Consider the following 17,187-nt stretch of genomic DNA (forward strand, 5'->3'; position numbering starts at 1 on the left):
CCAGACGAGGACGTCCCGACGAGGACGCCCCCACGTACGACGCTTCGGCCGGCAAGGCGCCGGCTGCACGCTCAGTGGCTGGAATCGAGATCGGCCGGCGAGGGCTTGGTGCGGCGCGGCACCACCACCTGCCCGGCGACGGGCTTCGCCCCGCCCACCTGTGCGGCAGCGAACGGGCCTTCAGACCCGCGCGGCGGCTGGGGCCCGCCCTTGCCGGGCGCCGGGAGGGCAAGAGTCACGGTGTCGGCGCCGCCGTGCAGCACCGCGTCACGCGGGCCGACACTGCGCAGCGTCCAGCCGCCATGGGTATCGCCCACCTTGAGGCGCACGATCTGGCCGCTCGCCTGATCGGTGAAGATGCCGATGCTGCCCGCCGTACTCACCACCGTGCCCATCAGCGCCAGTTGCGGCCGCACGGGCGCGGCGGCGGGGGGCGCAGAGGGCGGCGGGGGCGGGGGCGCGAGGGCGACCGGCTGCTCGGGCGGCCGGCGGGATGGCGTGAACAGGGGGCGATCCCGCGTCGCCGAAAGGCTTTCGATGGGGATGGCCCACAGGGGATTTCCCCGCTCGCGGTCGGCCGGAGCCGTCGCCGCGCGGGCGGAGGGCTGGCCGGGGACAAGGAAGTCCACCTGCGGCGCGGGGGCCTCCACCTCGGCCGAGGCCGATGAAACAGCGGCGATCAGGCCCGCCACGACGAGGGGGAGACGGCAGAAACGGCGCGCGGGCAAAGGGCGCGCGGAAATCTGAGCGCGGGCGATCATCGCGCCCCCCGCCAGCGGCCATGGACGGTCAGCGTCACCTGGATGCGCCCGTCCTGCCCGCGTCCCTCGGAGCCTTCCCCCTGCATCCGTCCCTCGGTCCCTTCGGTGTCCATCTGCCCCAATGCGGCGCCCTGCCCCTGTGCCTGGACCACCAGAGGGTCCACGAAGAGGAAGGGTTGTCCAGCTTCGATATCATATAGCAGGTTCTGCAGATCCTCCTGCCCGATATCGATGGTGGCGGACACCGCCACGAAGCCCGGGCCGAGCGGCGAGGCGCCCAGCTCCACGCTGGAGGAAACGAGATGCCCGCCCGCCGCATCCGCCGCGGCAGCGACGCGCTCGGCTAGTGCGGCGCCGGCCACCGTCACCGTCGCGCCTTCAAGGAAGGGCGAGCCGCGCTCCTCCGCTCCGGCGGCGCCGGGCCGAGGGGGCCTGCGCCCCTCCAGCCGGTCGAGCAGGTCCTGCGCCTCTGCCACCGCCGCGCGCTTGGCGAGCATGTCCGCGACCTCGCCGAACGCGACGGCCAACAGCACCGCGACCAGCGCGCCATAGCCGAGCGCGGCGAGCGTCAGCGTGCGCCGGGAACGGGCGGGGGCGGCGGCGGTCACTGGGTCACCTCGAAGGGCAGGGTGATGTTGGCCTGGATCTGGAAGCGCTCGCCCGCATCCCCCGGCTGGCGGGTGGTGGGCGCGACGAAGGTGGCGGCGGAGAAGTGCTTCGATTCCTCCAGCAGCCGCACGAGGGAGGGCGCCTCCCGCGAGACGCCGGTCAGCTCCACCTTGCCGTTCTGGATGGTGAGGGCCGTCAGATAGGTGTGATCGGGCAGCACCTGCGACAGCGCCTCCAGCACGAGCACGGTGGGCGCCCGCTCCCGCTTCGCCTGCTCCAGACCGCGCAAGGCGGCGCCCTCCGCGCCCAGCCCGTCGCGGGCGGCGGCGATGACGCGGCGGCGAGTCGCGATGGCCTGATCCAGCGTCTGCTGCTCCTCGTCGAGGCTGGCGCCGAGGAAGCCGGACACGCCGGAGGCCAGCGTAGCCGCAAGGGCGGAGGCGGCGAGAACGCCAAGCAGCACCTGCCGGAGGCGCACCATGCCCGCGCCTTCGCCGGAGGCGCCGGCATGGACGGTGATCAGCTCTTCCGAGCCCTGGCGCGTGGTGAGCAGCAGATGGCCCACGCCAAGCGCCTTGAGCGCATCGAGGGCGGGGGCGAGACGGGCGCGCGGGGTGGCGGCCACCATCACGCGGATGCGCCCGTCGCAGAGGGGCTCCGGCGCGGTCCAGCCGAAGGCGGCCTCGGCGGCGCTCCAGGGCGTGAGCCGGTCGATCTGCGCCCGCACGATGCCGTCGAGATAGGGCCTCGCCCCCTCCGGCAGATCGAGCGGACGGAACAGGAAGCGGGCGGGATCGAGCGCCAGTTCCACCTCCCGGCCCTTCAGCGCGGCCGTCACCTCCGGCGGAACGGCGGGGGCCATGTCGCCGGGATCGGGATGGAACGGGGCGGCGCCGGGCAGGTGGAAGGCGCCATCCTCCCCCTCCTCGATGCGCACCGCGCGCAGCCGGCCAAGATGCGCCCGGCCGCTGGCGATGGCGGTGTCCACGGCCGTCGCCGTCAGGTCGATGAAGGCCGAGAAGGCGTCGATGAAGCGCGTCAGCAGCGATGCGTCGGGCGCGCCGGGCACCATGCTCATGGCCGTCCTCCGGTCGTCTTGCGCCGCGCGGCGGGCGCCGCATCGAGGTCGGCCAGCTCGCGCCAGGACAGGTCGCGCCAGAGGAGCACGCGGTAGGGATCGATCCCGAAATCCCGCAGCAGGATCACGGCTTCGGCGCCCTGTTTGCGGCCATTGTCGAAGGCGACGCGCACCGTCACGCGCGCCGTGTCGCCGGCCACCGTGGTGAGGCCGGAGGCGCCGGCGATGGCGGTTCCGTCGCCGCCGGCCTTGGCGTCGCCGGAGGACCCGCCGGTATTCGCGAACGTGGCGTTGTCGATATCGTCCATCCCCTGCCCCGCCTTCGCCAGCGCCGCCCGCACCACCGGCCCCGCCAGCTCGGGATTCACCTCCCGCCGCCCCGCATAGACCGTGAGATAGGGCAGCGCCGCGGCGACCACATTGGCCGGCAGGCCGGGCACGCGGGCCAGCTCCGCCGCATGGGCGAAGGCGCCCTGCCCTTTCGCGGCCTCGTCATCGCCCAGAACGGACGTCTTGCCGGCTGAAGCCGCGCTCCCAGTGCCGACGCTGTTGCTGCCCCGGGCTGGAGTCCGCCAGGCGACGATGCTGGCGGCGTAGGTCTTCGCCGCCTGCTCGGGCACGCCGAGCACCTGGAACAGGCCGGCCAGCACGGGGAGCGCGGCCGAATTGAGATCGATGCGGGCGGCCTCGTCGGCGAAGCGGGCGGAGACGTTGGCCTCGCCCATGCGGAACCGCACTTCGCCGCTGATGGGCCGGTCCTGCGCCGGCACGGAAAGCAGGCGCAGCGCCGCCAGCTCCACCGCCGCCACCACCAGCCCGTCGGCGCGCAGCGTTTGCGCCCGCACGGCGGAGGCGGATGCCGTGTCGGACACATAGACCGCATAGACCGCGGTGAAGGCGGCGAGCGCCGCCAGAATCCACAGCACCGTCACCAAGATGAAGCCGCGCTCCGTCCCGCGCGGGGCACGCATGAGAGAGGCACCCGTCATTGCACGGCCCCCCCATTATTTGCCCCGGCGCCCGAGACGGCTTGCGCGCGCGAACCGCTGAAGCCGACGGATGATCCGCAGACCGGCTTGGTGACATCGGCGGCGCAGAAGGCCGGCACATCGGAGCGGATGGAAACGGCGGTGGACGCGGCGGTGGGCCGCCCGCTTTCGTGCACCACCATGCGCACGGCACGCGGCAGTTCCTCCTCGCCGCGCCACGCCTCGTGCCACGTGCCGTCGCGTCCGGCATAGGAGAAGGTGACACGGGTCGGCGGACGCAGCAGGCGCACCGGGGCACCGAAGGGCGGCAGGCTCCCTTCCGCCTGCGGCGCATAAGGCGCGGTGCGGCGGACCATGGCGACGCCGCGCCCGTCCGGCACCGGGGCCAGTTCGACGATCTCCAGCCCGCGCGCCGCGCCGGGGGCCAGCACCTCGCGCACGAAGACGACGCGCTCCGCCGATCCGTCGAACAGGGGCTTGGCCCCGCCACGAACGACGGGCAGGAAGGCCGCGGCGGCGAGGTCCGCCGCCATGCGGTCGAGGGCGAGGGCGACGAGTTCGCTCTGCTGCACCCGCCCGAGCCCGCGCTGCCAGGCCGGCAGCCATTTCGCCGTCACCATGGCGATGGCGGCGAGCACGAGGCCGGTGAGCGTCATCGCCACCAGGATCTCGATGAGGCTGAAGCCGGCGCGGCGGCGGCGCGACGACGCGATGGCGCTCATTGCGGCTGGCTCCGCACGATGCGCACGGTTTCCAGCGCCACCATCTCGCCGCCGGGACCGCGCACGCGGATGCGCACATCGAGCGGCGTCCAGGGGCCGGTTTCCGGCAGGCCGGCGATCTTCAGCGGCTGCACGTCCATCTGCCAGCGGTGCCCGGCAATCTCGCCCTCGGTGCGGCCGGGCTGGAGGAGATCGCGGCCGGGAATGCCCGTCTCCACCGCGCGGGCGGTCTGAAGCAGCGCCACCCGCCGCTCCAGCGCCCGCGTACCGCGAATACTGGAGCCCGCCACCGTGGCGATGGCGCCGAGGGAGGCGGCGACCACCGCCAGCGCCACCAGCACCTCGATGAGGGTGAAGCCGGCGGTGCGCCGCCGCCCGCGCGGATCAGGAGCGGCCACGGGGGACAATCTCGACGCCTCCGGTGAGCCAGTTCACCCGCACCTCATAGCCCGCCCCGCCCTTGAGCATGGCCACCACGCCGCCGCAGGACAGGCCGGAGGGAAAGAACTCCACCGAGGCGCGCGCCGGCCTTCCGTCGCAGGTCGTGGGCAGCACCGTGTCCATCTGCACGTCGCCGGGCACGCGCACCACCCGCCCGGCCGAGCCGGAGGTGATGCGCCGGCCGGCCGTATCCACCGCCGTCGCCACCGGCACACCCCGGCGGATGGCGGCGGCGCGGTCGGCCTTCAGCAGCGCGGCCGCCTCCACGGCGAGGGATTCAAGCTTTGCCCGCGAGGTGCCGGGCGCGAGGCGCGGGAGAGCGAGGGTGGCGAGCGCGGCGACGATGGCGAGGGCGCAGACGATCTCCAGCAGGGTAAACCCCGCCTCCTGATCGCGCATGTACGCCCGCTGTGCCATCGCCCCGGCCCCGCCGCCTCAGCGCGCCCAGCTCGTGACGTCGGCGGCGGTTCCGGTGCCGCCCTCCTGCCCGTCGGAGCCGAGGGAGACGATGTCGAACGGCCCGTGCTGGCCGGGGGAGCGATAGGCATAGGCCTTGCCCCACGGATCGAGCGGCACCGTGCCACCCTTCAGGTACGGCCCGTTCCAGGTGGTGACGTTGCCCGGCCGCTGCACCAGCGCGTTCAAACCCTCCGAGGAGGAGGGATAGCGGCCGGCATCCAGATAGAAGAGGTCGAGGGCGCTGGAGAAGCCCTGTATCTGGATCTTCGCCGTCTTCACCTTGCTGTCGCCGAGATAGCCCAGCACCCGGGGCCCCACGAGGGCGACGATGAGGCCGATGATGGTGATGACCACCAGCAGCTCCACCAGCGTGTAGCCGCCTTCAGTCCGGCGGCGGCGGGAGCGGGAGAGGACGGGGCTGGCCATCATGGGGGCGGGACTTTCAATCACGTTTCGTCACCCGATGCTTTGGCTGACCGACAGCAACGCGGTCATGACCGAGACGATGAGCCCGCCCACCACCACCGAAATGGTGACGATGGCGGCCGGGCCGATGACCGCGACCACCCTGGCGAGGGCGCGCTGGAGCTTTTCCTCATAGAAATCGGCGATGCGACCGGAGAGCAGGGCCAACTGGCCGGTCTCCTCGCCGAGGCGCAGCATGCGGATGGCCATGGGCGGCAGCACGTCGCCCTCGGCGAAGGCATCCGACAGCCGCCCGCCATGGCGCACCCGGTCCGCCGCCTTGGCCCAGACGGAGGCTTCCTCCCCCGCCGCCATCACGTCCACGATGATGCGCAGCGCGGCGGTGAGCGTCACGCCGTTGCCGAGCAGGATGGAGAGGTTGCGGCAGAATACGGCCGAGCGGCGGAACAAGAGCACCGTGCGCACCAGCGGCAGCTTGGAGAGCGCGCCCGTCACCGCCCCGCGCACCTCTTTGCGTCGCAAAGCGAGGAAAGCGAGGGCCGGGATAACCACCGCTGCAATGCCCACCTCGGCGGCATGGGCCTGCAATCCGTCCGACAGGTCCAGCAGCACCTGTACCATGGGGTCCAGCTTGGCCCCCATGTCGCGCAGCACGGAGGAGAATTGCGGCATTACGAACATGAGGAAGAAGACGAGCACGCCGCCGGCCGCCACCAGCACGAAGGCGGGATATTGCAGCGCCGACACCACCTTGCGGCGCAGCTCCTCGGCCCGCTGCCGCTCGGCGGCGACCAGTTCCAGCATCCGGTCCACGGTGCCGGAGGCTTCGCCCACCCGCACCAGCGCCACATAGACCGGCGGGAACAGCGTGGGATGGGAGGCCAGGGCCTCCGCGAGGCTTTCGCCGGCCAACACATCCGCGCGGATCTTGCGGGCGACGGTGCGCATGCGGCCGAGATCGGTGTCGCCGGTGAGTAATTCCAGCGCCTCGTCCAGCCGCGCGCCCGCGCGCAGCAGCAGAGCGAGGTCGCGGGTGAAGAGGGTGACGTCCTCCGCCTTGGGCGCGCCGAAGGTGAAGCCGAAGGCGTTGTCCTTCTTCTCCTTCAGCGGCGTCGTCTCCACCGGCACGAGGCCGAGAAACTCGATGCGGCGGCGCACCTCCGCCTCAGTGGGGGCGGCGATCTCGCCGCTCACGATCTGGCCGGCCTGGGTCAGCGCCCGGTAGGAAAAGGTGGCCATGGGCTCAGCGCACCGTGGTCACGCGCAGCACCTCGGCGGCCGAGGTGAGGCCGGCGCGGCACTTGGCGACGCCGTCGTCCAGCATGGTGGTCATGCCGCCGGCGATGGCGGCGCGGTCGAGGGCGGCGGCGCCGGCATGGCGGTCGATCATCTCGCGGATGTCGTCCGAGAGGGTCAGCACCTCGAACACGCCGATACGCCCGCGATAGCCCGCCCCGCCGCAGCGCTCGCAGCCGACCGGCTCGTACACCGTCTCCCCCGCCTTGAGACCGAGGGCGGCATAGCGCGGATCATCCCGCACATCGCTGGCCGAAAGGGTATGGGGCCGCTTGCAGCGCTCGCAGAGCTGGCGGACGAGGCGCTGGGCGATGACCGCGCGCAAAGTGGACTTCAGGAGGAAGCCCTCAACCCCGAGGTCCAGCATACGCGGCACGGAGGCGGCGGCGGTGTCCGTGTGAAGGGTGGTGAGCACCAGATGGCCGGTGAGCGCGGCATGGACGGCGATATGCGCCGTCTCCGGGTCGCGCACCTCGCCCACCATGATCACGTCCGGGTCCTGGCGCAGGAAGGAGCGCAGCGCCGCCGCGAAGGTGAGCCCGATCTGCGGGCGCACCTGCGACTGGAACACGCCGCGGATCTCGTACTCCACCGGGTCCTCGATGGTGAGGATCTTGCGGGTCGGCTCGTTGAGTACCGACAGGATAGTGGCGAGCGTCGTCGTCTTGCCCGAGCCGGTGGGGCCGGTGACGACCACCATGCCGTGGGGCAGCGCGAGCAGCTTCATGAGCGTCTCGCGGTCGTGCGGGGCGAGGCCCAGCTTGTCCACCGTCAGCACGCCGCGGTCCCGCGCCAGAAGGCGGATGACCGCACTTTCCCCGTGCTGGGTGGGCATGATGGCGACGCGCACGTCGATCTCATCCCGCCCGAGCTTCAGGCGCGCGGCGCCGTCCTGCGGCAGTCGGCGCTCGGCGATGTCGAGGCCGGCGAGGATCTTGATGCGCGAGATGACCGCCTGCGGCAGCACGTCGGCCAGCGCATGGATGGGGCGCAGCATGCCGTCGATGCGCAGGCGCACCTCAAGGCCGGTGCGGAAGGGGCCGATATGGATGTCGCTGGCGCGCAGCTCCATGGCCTTGTCGAACAGGTCGTTCACCGCCCGCACCACCGGCGCGCCGGAGGCAAGGTCGCGCAGGCTGTCGATGTCGTCCTCGGCCCGCGCCGTGGCGGGACCGGCGGCCTCGCGGGCGGCTGCCTCGTCGGCGCCGAGCCGTTCGGCGAGGGCCGTGGCGATGTCCTCGAAGGAGGCGACGGCCAGCGTCACCTTGCCGCCCAGCACGATCTCCGCCGCGCGCACCACCGTCTCGTCGGTGGGATCGCCCACGGCGAGGCAAGACGTGCCATCGGCGGCGCGGAATGGCAGCACCGTCATCTCGCGCAGGAAGCGCGGCGTGAAGTGCGAAACGAGGGAGGGCGCTGCCATCAGCTCCGGCAAGGCGATGCGCGGCAGACGGTAGAAGCGGGCCACCTCATCGGCGAAATCGCCGGCGGTGAGTTCGCTCGCCTCCCACACCTGACGCAGCGGACGGGCGAGCGTGCCCGCCGTTCCGGCCCCCGCCGGATGCGTCAGCCCGCTCGCGGCGAGGAAGCTCAGGAAATCGCCGCCCCCCTCCCCGCTCATGCCCGCGCCCCCGAAAGCCAGCGTCCAAATCCAGCAGCGCAATCCAGCGGCAACATTCTACAGCTGGAGCGTGACCGTCCTAGCATGGATCAAGTCACCGGCGAAGGTTGCCCGTGGAAAGCATCCTGCTGCAACGGGCCGGCCCACCGCCGGCAGCCCGCAGGGCGCGCACCTTGCCGGCGCGCATCGAAACAGGCCACCGGCCGGGGCCCCGCAGCGGCCGGCTTGGTATTCCCGCCTCCCATGACGTTCGCGCGTCACCTTCATGACGTTGCGACGACATTCGGATACCGCACCGAATCAACCAGAGCCGGCCAGCGGCAGCTTGGCAGGAGCGGCAGTCAACCCTTATACATCCGTCACACGCCGTCGCTAAGAGAGGCGCGCCACAGGTCGGCGGGAGTCCCCGCCCAGGGCGGCTCATGCGTGCGGTTTCAAGGTCGTGCGGCTCTTGCGTTCGGAAGTAGCGGGTGATGTGTGATTGAGGATTGGCGCGGCCGGTCGAGCCCACGACCGGGCACTCTCGCATTGACGTGCGCGATCCTCTTCGCCGCGATCCTGTCCGGCTGCTCGGGCATCATGGACGACACCAAGCCCCAGAGCACATTCGACCAGGTCCGCAACATCGATCTGTCGCCAAAGCCCATGCAGCCTGTGGCGCAGCCGCAACAGCCGACCGACAATCGTCAGCCGATCGAATATTTTGCGACCCCCGGCGCGCAGCCGGTGACCGACCCCGCGGCGGTCGGCGCGGCGGGCACAGCGCAGCGTGGCGCCGACGGCGGATACGACCTCAATTTCGAGAACACGCCGGTCACCACCGTCGCCAAGGTGGTGCTGACCGACATCCTTGGCGCCAACGTCATCATCGATCCGCGGGTCCAGGGCACCATCAGCCTGTCCTCGGCCCGCCCGGTCGCCCGCACCGACCTCGCTTATGTGCTGGAGAGCGCGCTGCGCTCCAACGGCATCGCCCTCGTGAAGGACGCCTCAGGCTACCAGCTGATGCCGCTGACCGAGGCCGCCGGCTCCGGCGCCACCGATGTCGGCACCTCCCGGCCGGAACCGGGCTACGGCGTCTCCGTGGTGCCGCTGCGTTACGTCTCGGCCGAGACGCTGATGCCGGTCATCGACAGCTTCGCCACCCGGGCCGGCATGGTGCGGGTGGATCCGGGCCGCAACGTCCTGCTCATCCAGGGCACGGCGCAGGAGCGGCAGGCGGCCATCAACACGGCCCTCTCCTTCGATGCCGACTGGATGCGCGGCCAGTCGGTCGGCATCTACCCGCTCCGCAACAGCGCACCGGAACCGCTCATCGCCGAGCTGGAGACGCTGCTCGATGCCGGCGAGGGCGGGCTCAGCCACAAGATGGTGAAGTTCCAGGCCATCAACCGGATGAATTCGGTGATGGTGGTGGCCAAGAAGCCGGACCTGCTGCGCACCGCCGCCACCTGGATCGAGCGCCTCGACCGCTCCGACAGCTCGGTGGGCGTGCGCGTCTATCGCCTGCGCTACGGCGAGGCCCGGCAGACGGCGCGGGTGCTGAACGAGCTGTTCAACGGCACGTCCTCGCAGGGGCTGGACCAGGCCTCCAACCAGATCGCGCCGGGCTCCGGCTCATCAGCGTCGTCCAATGGCGGCGGCTCGAACGGCCCCATGTCCGTGCAGCAGCGCCTGGGCCAGACGCCGACGCAGAACCAGGGCCAGAACGGCCAGAACGCCCAGCCCGTCAATCGGGGCGAGACTGACAACGAGCTGCAGGGCGGCTCCGGCCCCTCGGGCGGTGGCGGGGCCATCCTTTCCGGCATCCGGATCACCGCCGATCAGGTGAACAACTCCCTGCTCATCTATGCGAGCCAGGAGAACTACCGGATCATCGAGCGCACCCTGCTCCAGCTCGACCAGCCGCAATTGCAGGTGGCCATCGAGGCCACGGTGGCCGAGGTGACGCTGAACGACCAGCTCGCCTATGGCGTGCAGTTCTTCCTCACCAGCAAGGATCTGGGCCTCGGCAAGAACAACGGCTCGGCGGTGAACACGCTGTCCAGCGAGATCACCAACCAGGCCATCAACCGCGTCCTGCCCGGCTTCAACCTGCTGATCGGCCGCGAGAACCAGCCGAAGATGATCCTTGACGCCCTGCACACCGTCACCGACGTGAAGGTGCTGTCCAACCCCTCCGTCGTGGTGGTGGACAACCAGAAGGCGACCCTTCAGGTGGGCGACGAGGTGCCGGTCTCCACCGGCAGCGCCACCGTGCTCACCTCGTCCAACACGGTGGTGAACACCATCGAATACAAGAATACCGGCATCATCCTCCACGTGACACCGCGGGTGAATGTGAACGGGCAGGTCCGGCTCGATATCGAGCAGGAGATCAGCAACGTCACCAAGCAGCCGACCGCCAACGGCAGCTCCTCCGACGGCTCGACTTTGACCCCCACCGTCTCCCAGCGCCGGGTGAAGAGCACCATCGCGGTGACCAGCGGGCAGACCGTGCTGCTCGCCGGCCTCATCAGCGAACGCAGCGACGGCGTGCGCCAGGGCGTGCCGGTGCTGGATCAGATCCCGGGCGTGGGCGATGCCTTCGCCCACAAGGACACCACGGTGAAGCGCACCGAGCTGATCATCTTCATCCGCCCCCAGATCATCCGCGACAACATGGATGCCCACACGGTGGCGGAGGAATTGCGCGCCAAGCTGAAGGGCTCGGTGGGCGTGCTGCCGGGCGGCCCCCAGCCGCTCATCAACCGGTGAGGCCCGCCATGGCCGACGCCGCAGCGAGCGAACCGATGGTCGAGCCCGCCCAGCGCGACCCCGTCGCCCGAGGCCTCGGCGCCCATCCGCGCGTCGGCAGCCGGGCAGAGGCCGCCGCCCACGCCGCCCTCTGCCTCGCCGCCATGGGTGCGAGCCTCGCAGTGGCCGGGCTTCCCGCCGGCCTGCCCCTCGCCGCTCTGGTGCCGGTGCTGGCGGCCATCGCCGTCATCGACGCGCGGCACTTCCTCATTCCCGATGCCCTGAACGCCGCCGGCATCGCCCTCGGCCTCGCTTATGTCGCCCTCGCCGCCGACGACGTTGCGGAAGGGCTGGCGGCCGCCGGCATTCGCGGCCTCCTCCTCGGCCTGCTCTTCCTCGGCCTGCGCACGGGATACCGGGCGCTGCGCGGGCGCGACGGCCTCGGCCTCGGCGATGTGAAGCTCGCCGTGCTGGCGGGCGTCTGGCTGGAGATGACGGCCATCCCCGTTGCCATCGAGATCGCCGCCTTGTCCGCGCTCCTCGCTTATGCCCTGCGCCGCCGCGCGACGGGCCGGGCGCTGCGCTTCGACGGACGCCTGCCGTTCGGCCTGTTCCTCGCGCCGGCGGTGTGGATCGCCTTCATGATCGACGCCCTCCTCCTGAAGGCGAGCTGACCCATGCGCCCGGAAGAGACCCCGCCTTCATTCCTCAGCATCACCCGCCGCGCGGCCGGCGCGCTCGCGCTGATGCTGGCCCTGGTGTTCGCCCTCACCGGCCAGGCCCTCGCGGGCGGCAAGGACGGCACCCAGTCCCGCGCCTATGCGGCCTATGCCAAGGGCGACTATGTGGCCGCCGCCGCTTTGCTCATCCCCCTCGCATGGCAGGGGGATGCCAAGGCGCAGGGAATGGTCGGCTATCTCTATGAGAACGGGAAAGGCGTGCCGCAGGATTTCGTGGTCGCCGCCCAATGGTATGGCTGCGCCGCCGAGCAGGGCGACCCCACCGCACAATACCTCCTCGGCCTCGCCTACGACAAAGGGCGCGGCGTGCCCATCGACGTGGTGCTCTCGCAGAAATGGCTGATCCTCGCCGCCGCCCGGGCCGGCAAGCAGGAGCGCGACACCTTCACCCGCATCCGCGATGCGGTCCGCACCAAGATGAGCCGGGCACAGATCGCCGCCGCGCAGGAGCAGGCCATCCTGTGGATGCCGGCCCCGCCCTACGTGCCCGAGCCCCTGTGGCTGAACCGGCCGCGCTCGTTCACGCCCTTCTAACCTGAGCGGGTGTTCAATCCGGGCCGTGATCCTAGATTGCGGAGGCGGCATGGCCCTGTTCGACCAGATGATCGGTGCCCTCGTTTCGAGCGTCACCAGCCAGATCCGGAAAACTGGCGCGGTGGGCGGGCTGCTCGACGGCCTCTTGAACAGCCCGGCGGTCGCTGCCCTGCCCGGCTGGATCGACCGGACAATGGCCGGCACCAGCTTCGGCGGCCTCGCGGGATTCGCGGACGCCCTGCGCGCCGGTGGCCTCTCCGACGCGCTGGACAGCTGGATCGCCGAGGGGCCGAACACCCCGGTGGAGGCCGAGGCCATTGTCGCGGCGCTGGGCGAAGAGCGCATCGCTGAGCTCGCCGCCGCCTTCAGCCTGCCCGCCGGGCCGTTGCCCGGCCTGATGGCGCGCTTCCTGCCGATGATCGTCGATCGCCTCAGCCCGGACGGCACGTTCGAGCTGCCGGAGCGCTCCGCGGCCTGACGCAGGGGTGTGCGGCGGGAGGCTCGCGCCCGTCGCCGGGGGACGCTATATAGGGCTGAGGTCCGGTCGCGGCGCGGGGGCGCCATCGGGCCATCGTTGAGAAAGACCAGAGCCCGCACCGTGACCGAGCGCAAGCGTCCTTCCCTTCTTGAGCGCCTGCGCGGGCTGATGCTCGATTTCGACGCGCTGCTGGACAGCTCGCTGTTCAGCCTCGGCGCCCGCACGCGCAATATCCTCTCCGCCTATGCCGCCTTCACCGAGCGGTTCAACGTCACGGGCGTGGGGCGCTGGGCGGTGGGCGCGGCCTCGGAAGGCTTCACGCTGGGCGTCGCCGGCGCCATGGTCATGCTGGCGCTCGCCATGCCGGCCTTCCGCGAGACCTCCGACGACTGGCTGAAGCGCACCGAGCTCGCCGTCACCTTCCTCGACCGCTACGGCAATTCCATCGGCGAGCGCGGCGTCAAGCAGAACGACACCATCCCGCTGGAAGACATTCCGGACAACCTCATAAAGGCGACGCTGGCCACCGAGGACCGGCGCTTCTACGAGCATTGGGGCATCGACGTCGCCGGCACCGCCCGCGCCCTCGTCACCAATGCGCGGGCCGGCGGCGTGCGGCAGGGCGGCTCCTCGCTCTCCCAGCAGCTCGCCAAGAACCTGTTTTTGTCGAACGAGCGCACCATCGAGCGCAAGATCAAGGAAGCCTTCCTCGCCATCTGGCTGGAGGCGCGCCTCACCAAGAGCCAGATCCTGAAGCTCTATCTCGACCGCGCCTATCTCGGCGGCGGCGCCTACGGAGTGGATGCGGCCGCGCGCTATTATTTCGGTAAGTCGGTGAAGGAAGTGAACCTCGCCGAGGCCGCCATGCTCGCCGGCCTGTTCAAGGCGCCGTCCAAATACGCCCCGCACATCAACCTGCCGGCCGCCCGCGCCCGTGCCTCCACCGTGCTCGACAACCTCGTCGAGGCCGGCTTCATGACGGAAGGTCAGGTGTTCGGCGCGCGGCGCAACCCGGCGACGCCGGTGGACCGCCGCGACGACGAGGTGCCGGACTTCTATCTCGACTACGCCTTCGGCGAGGTGAAGAAGCTGGTGGAGCAGCTGCCGCCCTCCGTCATCGAGCGCAACTTCATCGTCCGCACCGGGCTCGACCCGAACATCCAGAAGGTGGCGGACGCGGCGCTGGAGTCCTCGCTCAACGAGTTCGGCCGCGACTACAAGGTCAAGCAGGGTTCCATCGTGGTGATGGAGCCCAACGGCACGCTGCGCGCGCTCGTGGGCGGCCGGGACTATGGCGAGAGCCAGTTCAACCGCGCCACCGACGCCCTGCGCCAGCCCGGCTCTTCCTTCAAGCCCTACGTCTACACGGTGGCGCTGATGAACGGCTACCGTCCGTCCACCATCGTGCAGGATGCCCCCATCTGCCTCGGCAACTGGTGCCCGCAGAATTACGGGCGCTCCTACATGGGCTCCATCACGCTCAAGACCGCGCTCCAGCACTCGCTGAACACGGTGGCGGTGCGCCTCGCCGAGCGCTTCGGCCGCAAGAAGATCGTGGATCTCGCCCACCAGATGGGCATCCGCACGCCGCTGCCCATCTCCGCGCCGCTGCCGCTGGGCGCCGCCGAGGTGACGCTGTTTGACGCGACCACCGCCTATTCGGTGTTCGCGAACGGCGGCAAGAGCGTCTACCCCCACGCGGTGGTGGAGATGCGCATCGGCAATGGCGATGTGATCTGGCGGTTCGACCGCGACGCGCCCAAGCCCGTCCAGATCATCCCGCAGCAGGCGCTCTACGACATCAACGACATGCTGAACAACGTGGTGGAGAACGGCACAGGCCGACGCGCCCGCCTGCCCAACGCCAAGGTGGCAGGCAAGACCGGCACCACCAATGCCTATCGCGACGCCTGGTTCATGGGCTTCACCGGCAATTATGTCTGCGGCGTGTGGTTCGGCAATGACGACTATGCGGTGATGAACAAGATGACCGGCGGCACCCTGCCCGCCATGACGTGGCAGAAGGTGATGGCCTATGCCCACCAGGGCATCGAGATCAAACCGATCCCCGGCGTCACCACACCCATCCCGAAGCTCGACGAGCCGCCCGCCACCATGAACGTGCCCGGCCTCGCCGACAGCGAGCGGCCGGTGACCCTTTCGCCCCGTTCGGCCGAGCGACTGGCGGCGCTGGAGCGCATGTTCAAGGAAGCCGAAGTGAAGCTCACCGACGCCGGCCCCGCCGCAGCGCCAGCTCCGGCCGCGGCGCAGACCGCGCCTGCCCCGGCCGCCGCGCCCGCACCGGCCGCGCCCGCGACGCCCATGCCCACGGCGGTGCGCCGGAACTGACGAAGCCGCGCGCGGATGCCTCAGCCCTCCGCGTCCGGTTCCTTCGGCGTGCGCCAGATGCCGTAGCCCCACGGCTTGTACCAGCGCCCGCCCGTGGGCAGGCACTTCGGCACCGGGTCATAGCCATGCCCGCCCCAGGGATTGCAGCGGCAGATGCGGGCGGTCGCCATCACCGCACCGGGCAGCGCGCCGTGCCGCATCACCGCCTCCTCCGCATATTCCGAGCAGGTGGGCAGATAGCGGCACTGCCGGCCCATGAAGGCGGAGAAGGTGTAGCGGTAGACGAGGATGAGCCCGCGCAAGGCGAGGCGCGGCGCGCGGGCCAGCTGCGCGCCGATCCGGCGCACCGGCCCTGCCGTCTCGTTCAGCCCGCCTTGATCCGCCGCCATATCCGCCTCGGTCCCTGCCTCGATGGCCTGCCGCCCCACATTCGCCATGCTCAAGGGGCGGAATGCGCCTATCCAGCCTTCATGTCGAAGTCGGGGCCGAGCTGGTCCCGGCGACCTGCGCGGCTCCTGCTTCCGGGGCTCTGCTGACGCGCGAGGTGATCGACGATGCCTGGTGTTTTCCCGCTTGGTTCTTCCGTCCCGCCCTTGTCCGTGGTGATGCGCGCGCTCGCCTTCGCGACGCTGCGCCACACGGACCAGCGGCGGAAGGGCCGGCGGGCGCAGCCTTATGTGAACCACCTCGTGGAAGTCGCCCTGCTGGTGAGCGAGACGACCGCCGGCGCCGATCCTAACCTCGTCGCCGCCGCGCTGCTGCACGACGTGGTGGAGGACCAGGGCGTCACGCCGGAGGAGATCGCCACCACCTTCGTGCCGGACATCGCCGGCCTCGTCATGGAGGTGACGGACGACAAGGCGCTGACCTCGGTCGAGCGCAAGCGGCTCCAGGTGGAGCACGCGCCCCACCTCACCCCCCGTGGCAAGCTGCTGAAGCTGGCCGACAAGACCTGCAACCTGCGCTCCCTCGCCGACGATCCGCCCGAGGACTGGCCGCAATCGCGGGCCCGCGCCTATGTGGAATGGTCGCGGGCGGTGGCGGCGGGCCTGCGCGGCATCAATCCGGCGCTGGAAGCGGCGTTCGATCAGGCGGCGGACGAGGCCATCGCCGCCATCGAGACGCGGCGGGCGGAGGAATGGGCGGCGGGCTGAGGCCGCAGGGCTATTCCGCCGCGGCCCGGGCCGCCTCGATCTGGCCGATGGCGTCTACCACCGCGTCGAAGGTGAGCATGGTGGACGCATGGCGCGCCTTGTAGTCGCGCACCGGCTCCAGCACCTTGAAATCCTCCCAGCGGCCGGCGGGCGGCGGTCCGTTCTCCCGCAGCATCTTCCACATGGTGTCGCGCACCTCGCGCAGCTCCTGCGCGCTGGCGCCGACGATGTGGCTGGCCATGAGCGAGGAAGAGGCCTGGCCGAGGGCGCAGGCGCGCACCTCATGGGCGAAGTCGGCGACCTTGTCGCCGTCCATCACGAGATCGATGGTGACAGTGGAGCCGCACAGCCGGGAATGCGCCCGCGCGCTCGCCTGCGGCGCGGGGAGCCGGCCCAAGCGCGGGATATCGGCGGCGAGGGCGAGGATGCGGGCGTTGTAGACGTCATTGATCATGGGCGAACCAATCCGGCGGCGCGGACGGGACCCACAGGCCTGCCGCGCGAGCATTCCGATCTTATATAGAGACGGGACGAACGGACGCAAAGGCGGCGCGCGCCGTCGGTTCGTGTGGTGTCATTGAACCGCTTTACGGGACATTCGGGCGCCCCCACCCTTGCGAAAACGGCCCTTCGGCCCCATCATGGAACTTGGGCCCGACTTTGGGCCTTCATTTTTGAAACGGACGGCAAAGCCGCCGCCGGCAAGTCCGGCGGGGCGCGGTTTGAGCGACACCGCGCAAGCGAGCCGACAACCGGTGACACTCCCGCCTTTCCCGGCAGCTTCGCGGCTCCGG

18 protein-coding genes are annotated in these 17,187 nt (G+C 70.8%); 6 read left to right on the plus strand and 12 right to left on the minus strand.

Features of this window, described 5'->3' with window-relative positions; translation table 11 throughout:
- Positions 1 to 71: 71 nt before the first annotated feature.
- The 10 genes from D7006_RS15650 to D7006_RS15695 are packed head-to-tail and all read right to left on the minus strand — an operon-like array spanning position 72 to position 8,402.
- Positions 72 to 761: a general secretion pathway protein GspN gene (locus D7006_RS15650; RefSeq protein WP_237353681.1), complete on the minus strand. Its 690-nt coding sequence runs from the start codon at positions 759 to 761 to the stop codon at positions 72 to 74.
- Complete coding sequence (gene gspM / locus D7006_RS15655) at positions 758 to 1,369, minus strand: type II secretion system protein GspM (RefSeq protein WP_237353682.1); 612 nt, start codon at positions 1,367 to 1,369, stop codon at positions 758 to 760. The genes D7006_RS15650 and gspM overlap by 4 nt, the downstream gene beginning before the upstream one ends.
- A complete protein-coding gene (locus D7006_RS15660) occupies positions 1,366 to 2,448 on the minus strand; it encodes a PilN domain-containing protein (protein WP_237353683.1) in 1,083 nt (360 codons plus the stop codon). Before D7006_RS15660 ends, gspM begins: the two co-directional genes overlap by 4 nt.
- Positions 2,445 to 3,437: a general secretion pathway protein GspK gene (locus D7006_RS15665; protein WP_237353684.1), complete on the minus strand. Its 993-nt coding sequence runs from the start codon at positions 3,435 to 3,437 to the stop codon at positions 2,445 to 2,447. The genes D7006_RS15660 and D7006_RS15665 overlap by 4 nt, the downstream gene beginning before the upstream one ends.
- Positions 3,434 to 4,159, minus strand: a complete 726-nt coding sequence (locus D7006_RS15670) for a type II secretion system protein J (protein WP_237353685.1) — start codon at positions 4,157 to 4,159, stop codon at positions 3,434 to 3,436. Before D7006_RS15670 ends, D7006_RS15665 begins: the two co-directional genes overlap by 4 nt.
- Complete coding sequence (locus D7006_RS15675) at positions 4,156 to 4,557, minus strand: prepilin-type N-terminal cleavage/methylation domain-containing protein (protein ID WP_237353686.1); 402 nt, start codon at positions 4,555 to 4,557, stop codon at positions 4,156 to 4,158. The genes D7006_RS15670 and D7006_RS15675 overlap by 4 nt, the downstream gene beginning before the upstream one ends.
- Entirely contained in the window at positions 4,544 to 5,017 is a 474-nt protein-coding gene (locus tag D7006_RS15680) for a prepilin-type N-terminal cleavage/methylation domain-containing protein (RefSeq protein ID WP_237353687.1), read from the minus strand. The genes D7006_RS15675 and D7006_RS15680 overlap by 14 nt, the downstream gene beginning before the upstream one ends.
- Before the next feature lie 18 nt (positions 5,018 to 5,035).
- Positions 5,036 to 5,488, minus strand: a complete 453-nt coding sequence (gspG, locus tag D7006_RS15685; protein WP_237356926.1) for a type II secretion system major pseudopilin GspG — start codon at positions 5,486 to 5,488, stop codon at positions 5,036 to 5,038.
- A gap of 27 nt (positions 5,489 to 5,515) precedes the next feature.
- A complete protein-coding gene (locus D7006_RS15690; RefSeq protein WP_237353688.1) occupies positions 5,516 to 6,724 on the minus strand; it encodes a type II secretion system F family protein in 1,209 nt (402 codons plus the stop codon).
- 4 nt (positions 6,725 to 6,728) lie between these two features.
- Entirely contained in the window at positions 6,729 to 8,402 is a 1,674-nt protein-coding gene (locus tag D7006_RS15695; RefSeq protein WP_237353689.1) for a GspE/PulE family protein, read from the minus strand.
- A 528-nt stretch (positions 8,403 to 8,930) separates the two neighbouring features.
- On the opposite strand from D7006_RS15695, the gene gspD reads away from it, so the two are divergent.
- The 5 genes from gspD to D7006_RS15720 all read left to right on the plus strand — a co-directional run bounded on the left by gspD (position 8,931) and on the right by D7006_RS15720 (position 15,239).
- Positions 8,931 to 11,159: a type II secretion system secretin GspD gene (gene gspD, locus D7006_RS15700; RefSeq protein WP_371744950.1), complete on the plus strand. Its 2,229-nt coding sequence runs from the start codon at positions 8,931 to 8,933 to the stop codon at positions 11,157 to 11,159.
- Positions 11,160 to 11,167: 8 nt separating this feature from the next.
- Entirely contained in the window at positions 11,168 to 11,812 is a 645-nt protein-coding gene (locus D7006_RS15705; RefSeq protein WP_237353690.1) for an A24 family peptidase, read from the plus strand.
- Positions 11,813 to 11,815: 3 nt separating this feature from the next.
- On the plus strand, positions 11,816 to 12,412 hold the full coding sequence (locus D7006_RS15710) for a tetratricopeptide repeat protein (protein ID WP_237353691.1): 597 nt from the start codon (positions 11,816 to 11,818) through the stop codon (positions 12,410 to 12,412).
- 49 nt (positions 12,413 to 12,461) lie between these two features.
- Entirely contained in the window at positions 12,462 to 12,890 is a 429-nt protein-coding gene (locus tag D7006_RS15715; RefSeq protein WP_237353692.1) for a YidB family protein, read from the plus strand.
- A 168-nt stretch (positions 12,891 to 13,058) separates the two neighbouring features.
- The gene (locus D7006_RS15720; RefSeq protein ID WP_237356928.1) at positions 13,059 to 15,239 is read left to right on the plus strand and encodes a transglycosylase domain-containing protein; all 2,181 of its coding nucleotides are present in this window, start codon (positions 13,059 to 13,061) and stop codon (positions 15,237 to 15,239) included.
- Between the two features lie 20 nt (positions 15,240 to 15,259).
- Here D7006_RS15720 and yidD read toward each other — a convergent pair whose 3' ends face one another.
- Positions 15,260 to 15,676 carry a membrane protein insertion efficiency factor YidD gene (gene yidD / locus D7006_RS25415; RefSeq protein ID WP_324255569.1) on the minus strand — a complete coding sequence of 139 codons (417 nt, stop codon included), beginning with the start codon at positions 15,674 to 15,676 and terminating at the stop codon, positions 15,260 to 15,262.
- Between the two features lie 117 nt (positions 15,677 to 15,793).
- Here yidD and D7006_RS15730 point away from each other — a divergent pair, with 117 nt between their 5' ends.
- Complete coding sequence (locus tag D7006_RS15730) at positions 15,794 to 16,393, plus strand: HD domain-containing protein (protein WP_237353693.1); 600 nt, start codon at positions 15,794 to 15,796, stop codon at positions 16,391 to 16,393.
- 10 nt (positions 16,394 to 16,403) lie between these two features.
- Here D7006_RS15730 and D7006_RS15735 read toward each other — a convergent pair whose 3' ends face one another.
- Entirely contained in the window at positions 16,404 to 16,847 is a 444-nt protein-coding gene (locus D7006_RS15735) for an iron-sulfur cluster assembly scaffold protein (protein WP_237353694.1), read from the minus strand.
- Positions 16,848 to 17,187 lie beyond the last annotated feature (340 nt).

Origin of the sequence: Xanthobacter sp. YC-JY1 (assembly GCF_021730305.1) — a bacterium.
Lineage (GTDB): Bacteria > Pseudomonadota > Alphaproteobacteria > Rhizobiales > Xanthobacteraceae > Xanthobacter > Xanthobacter flavus.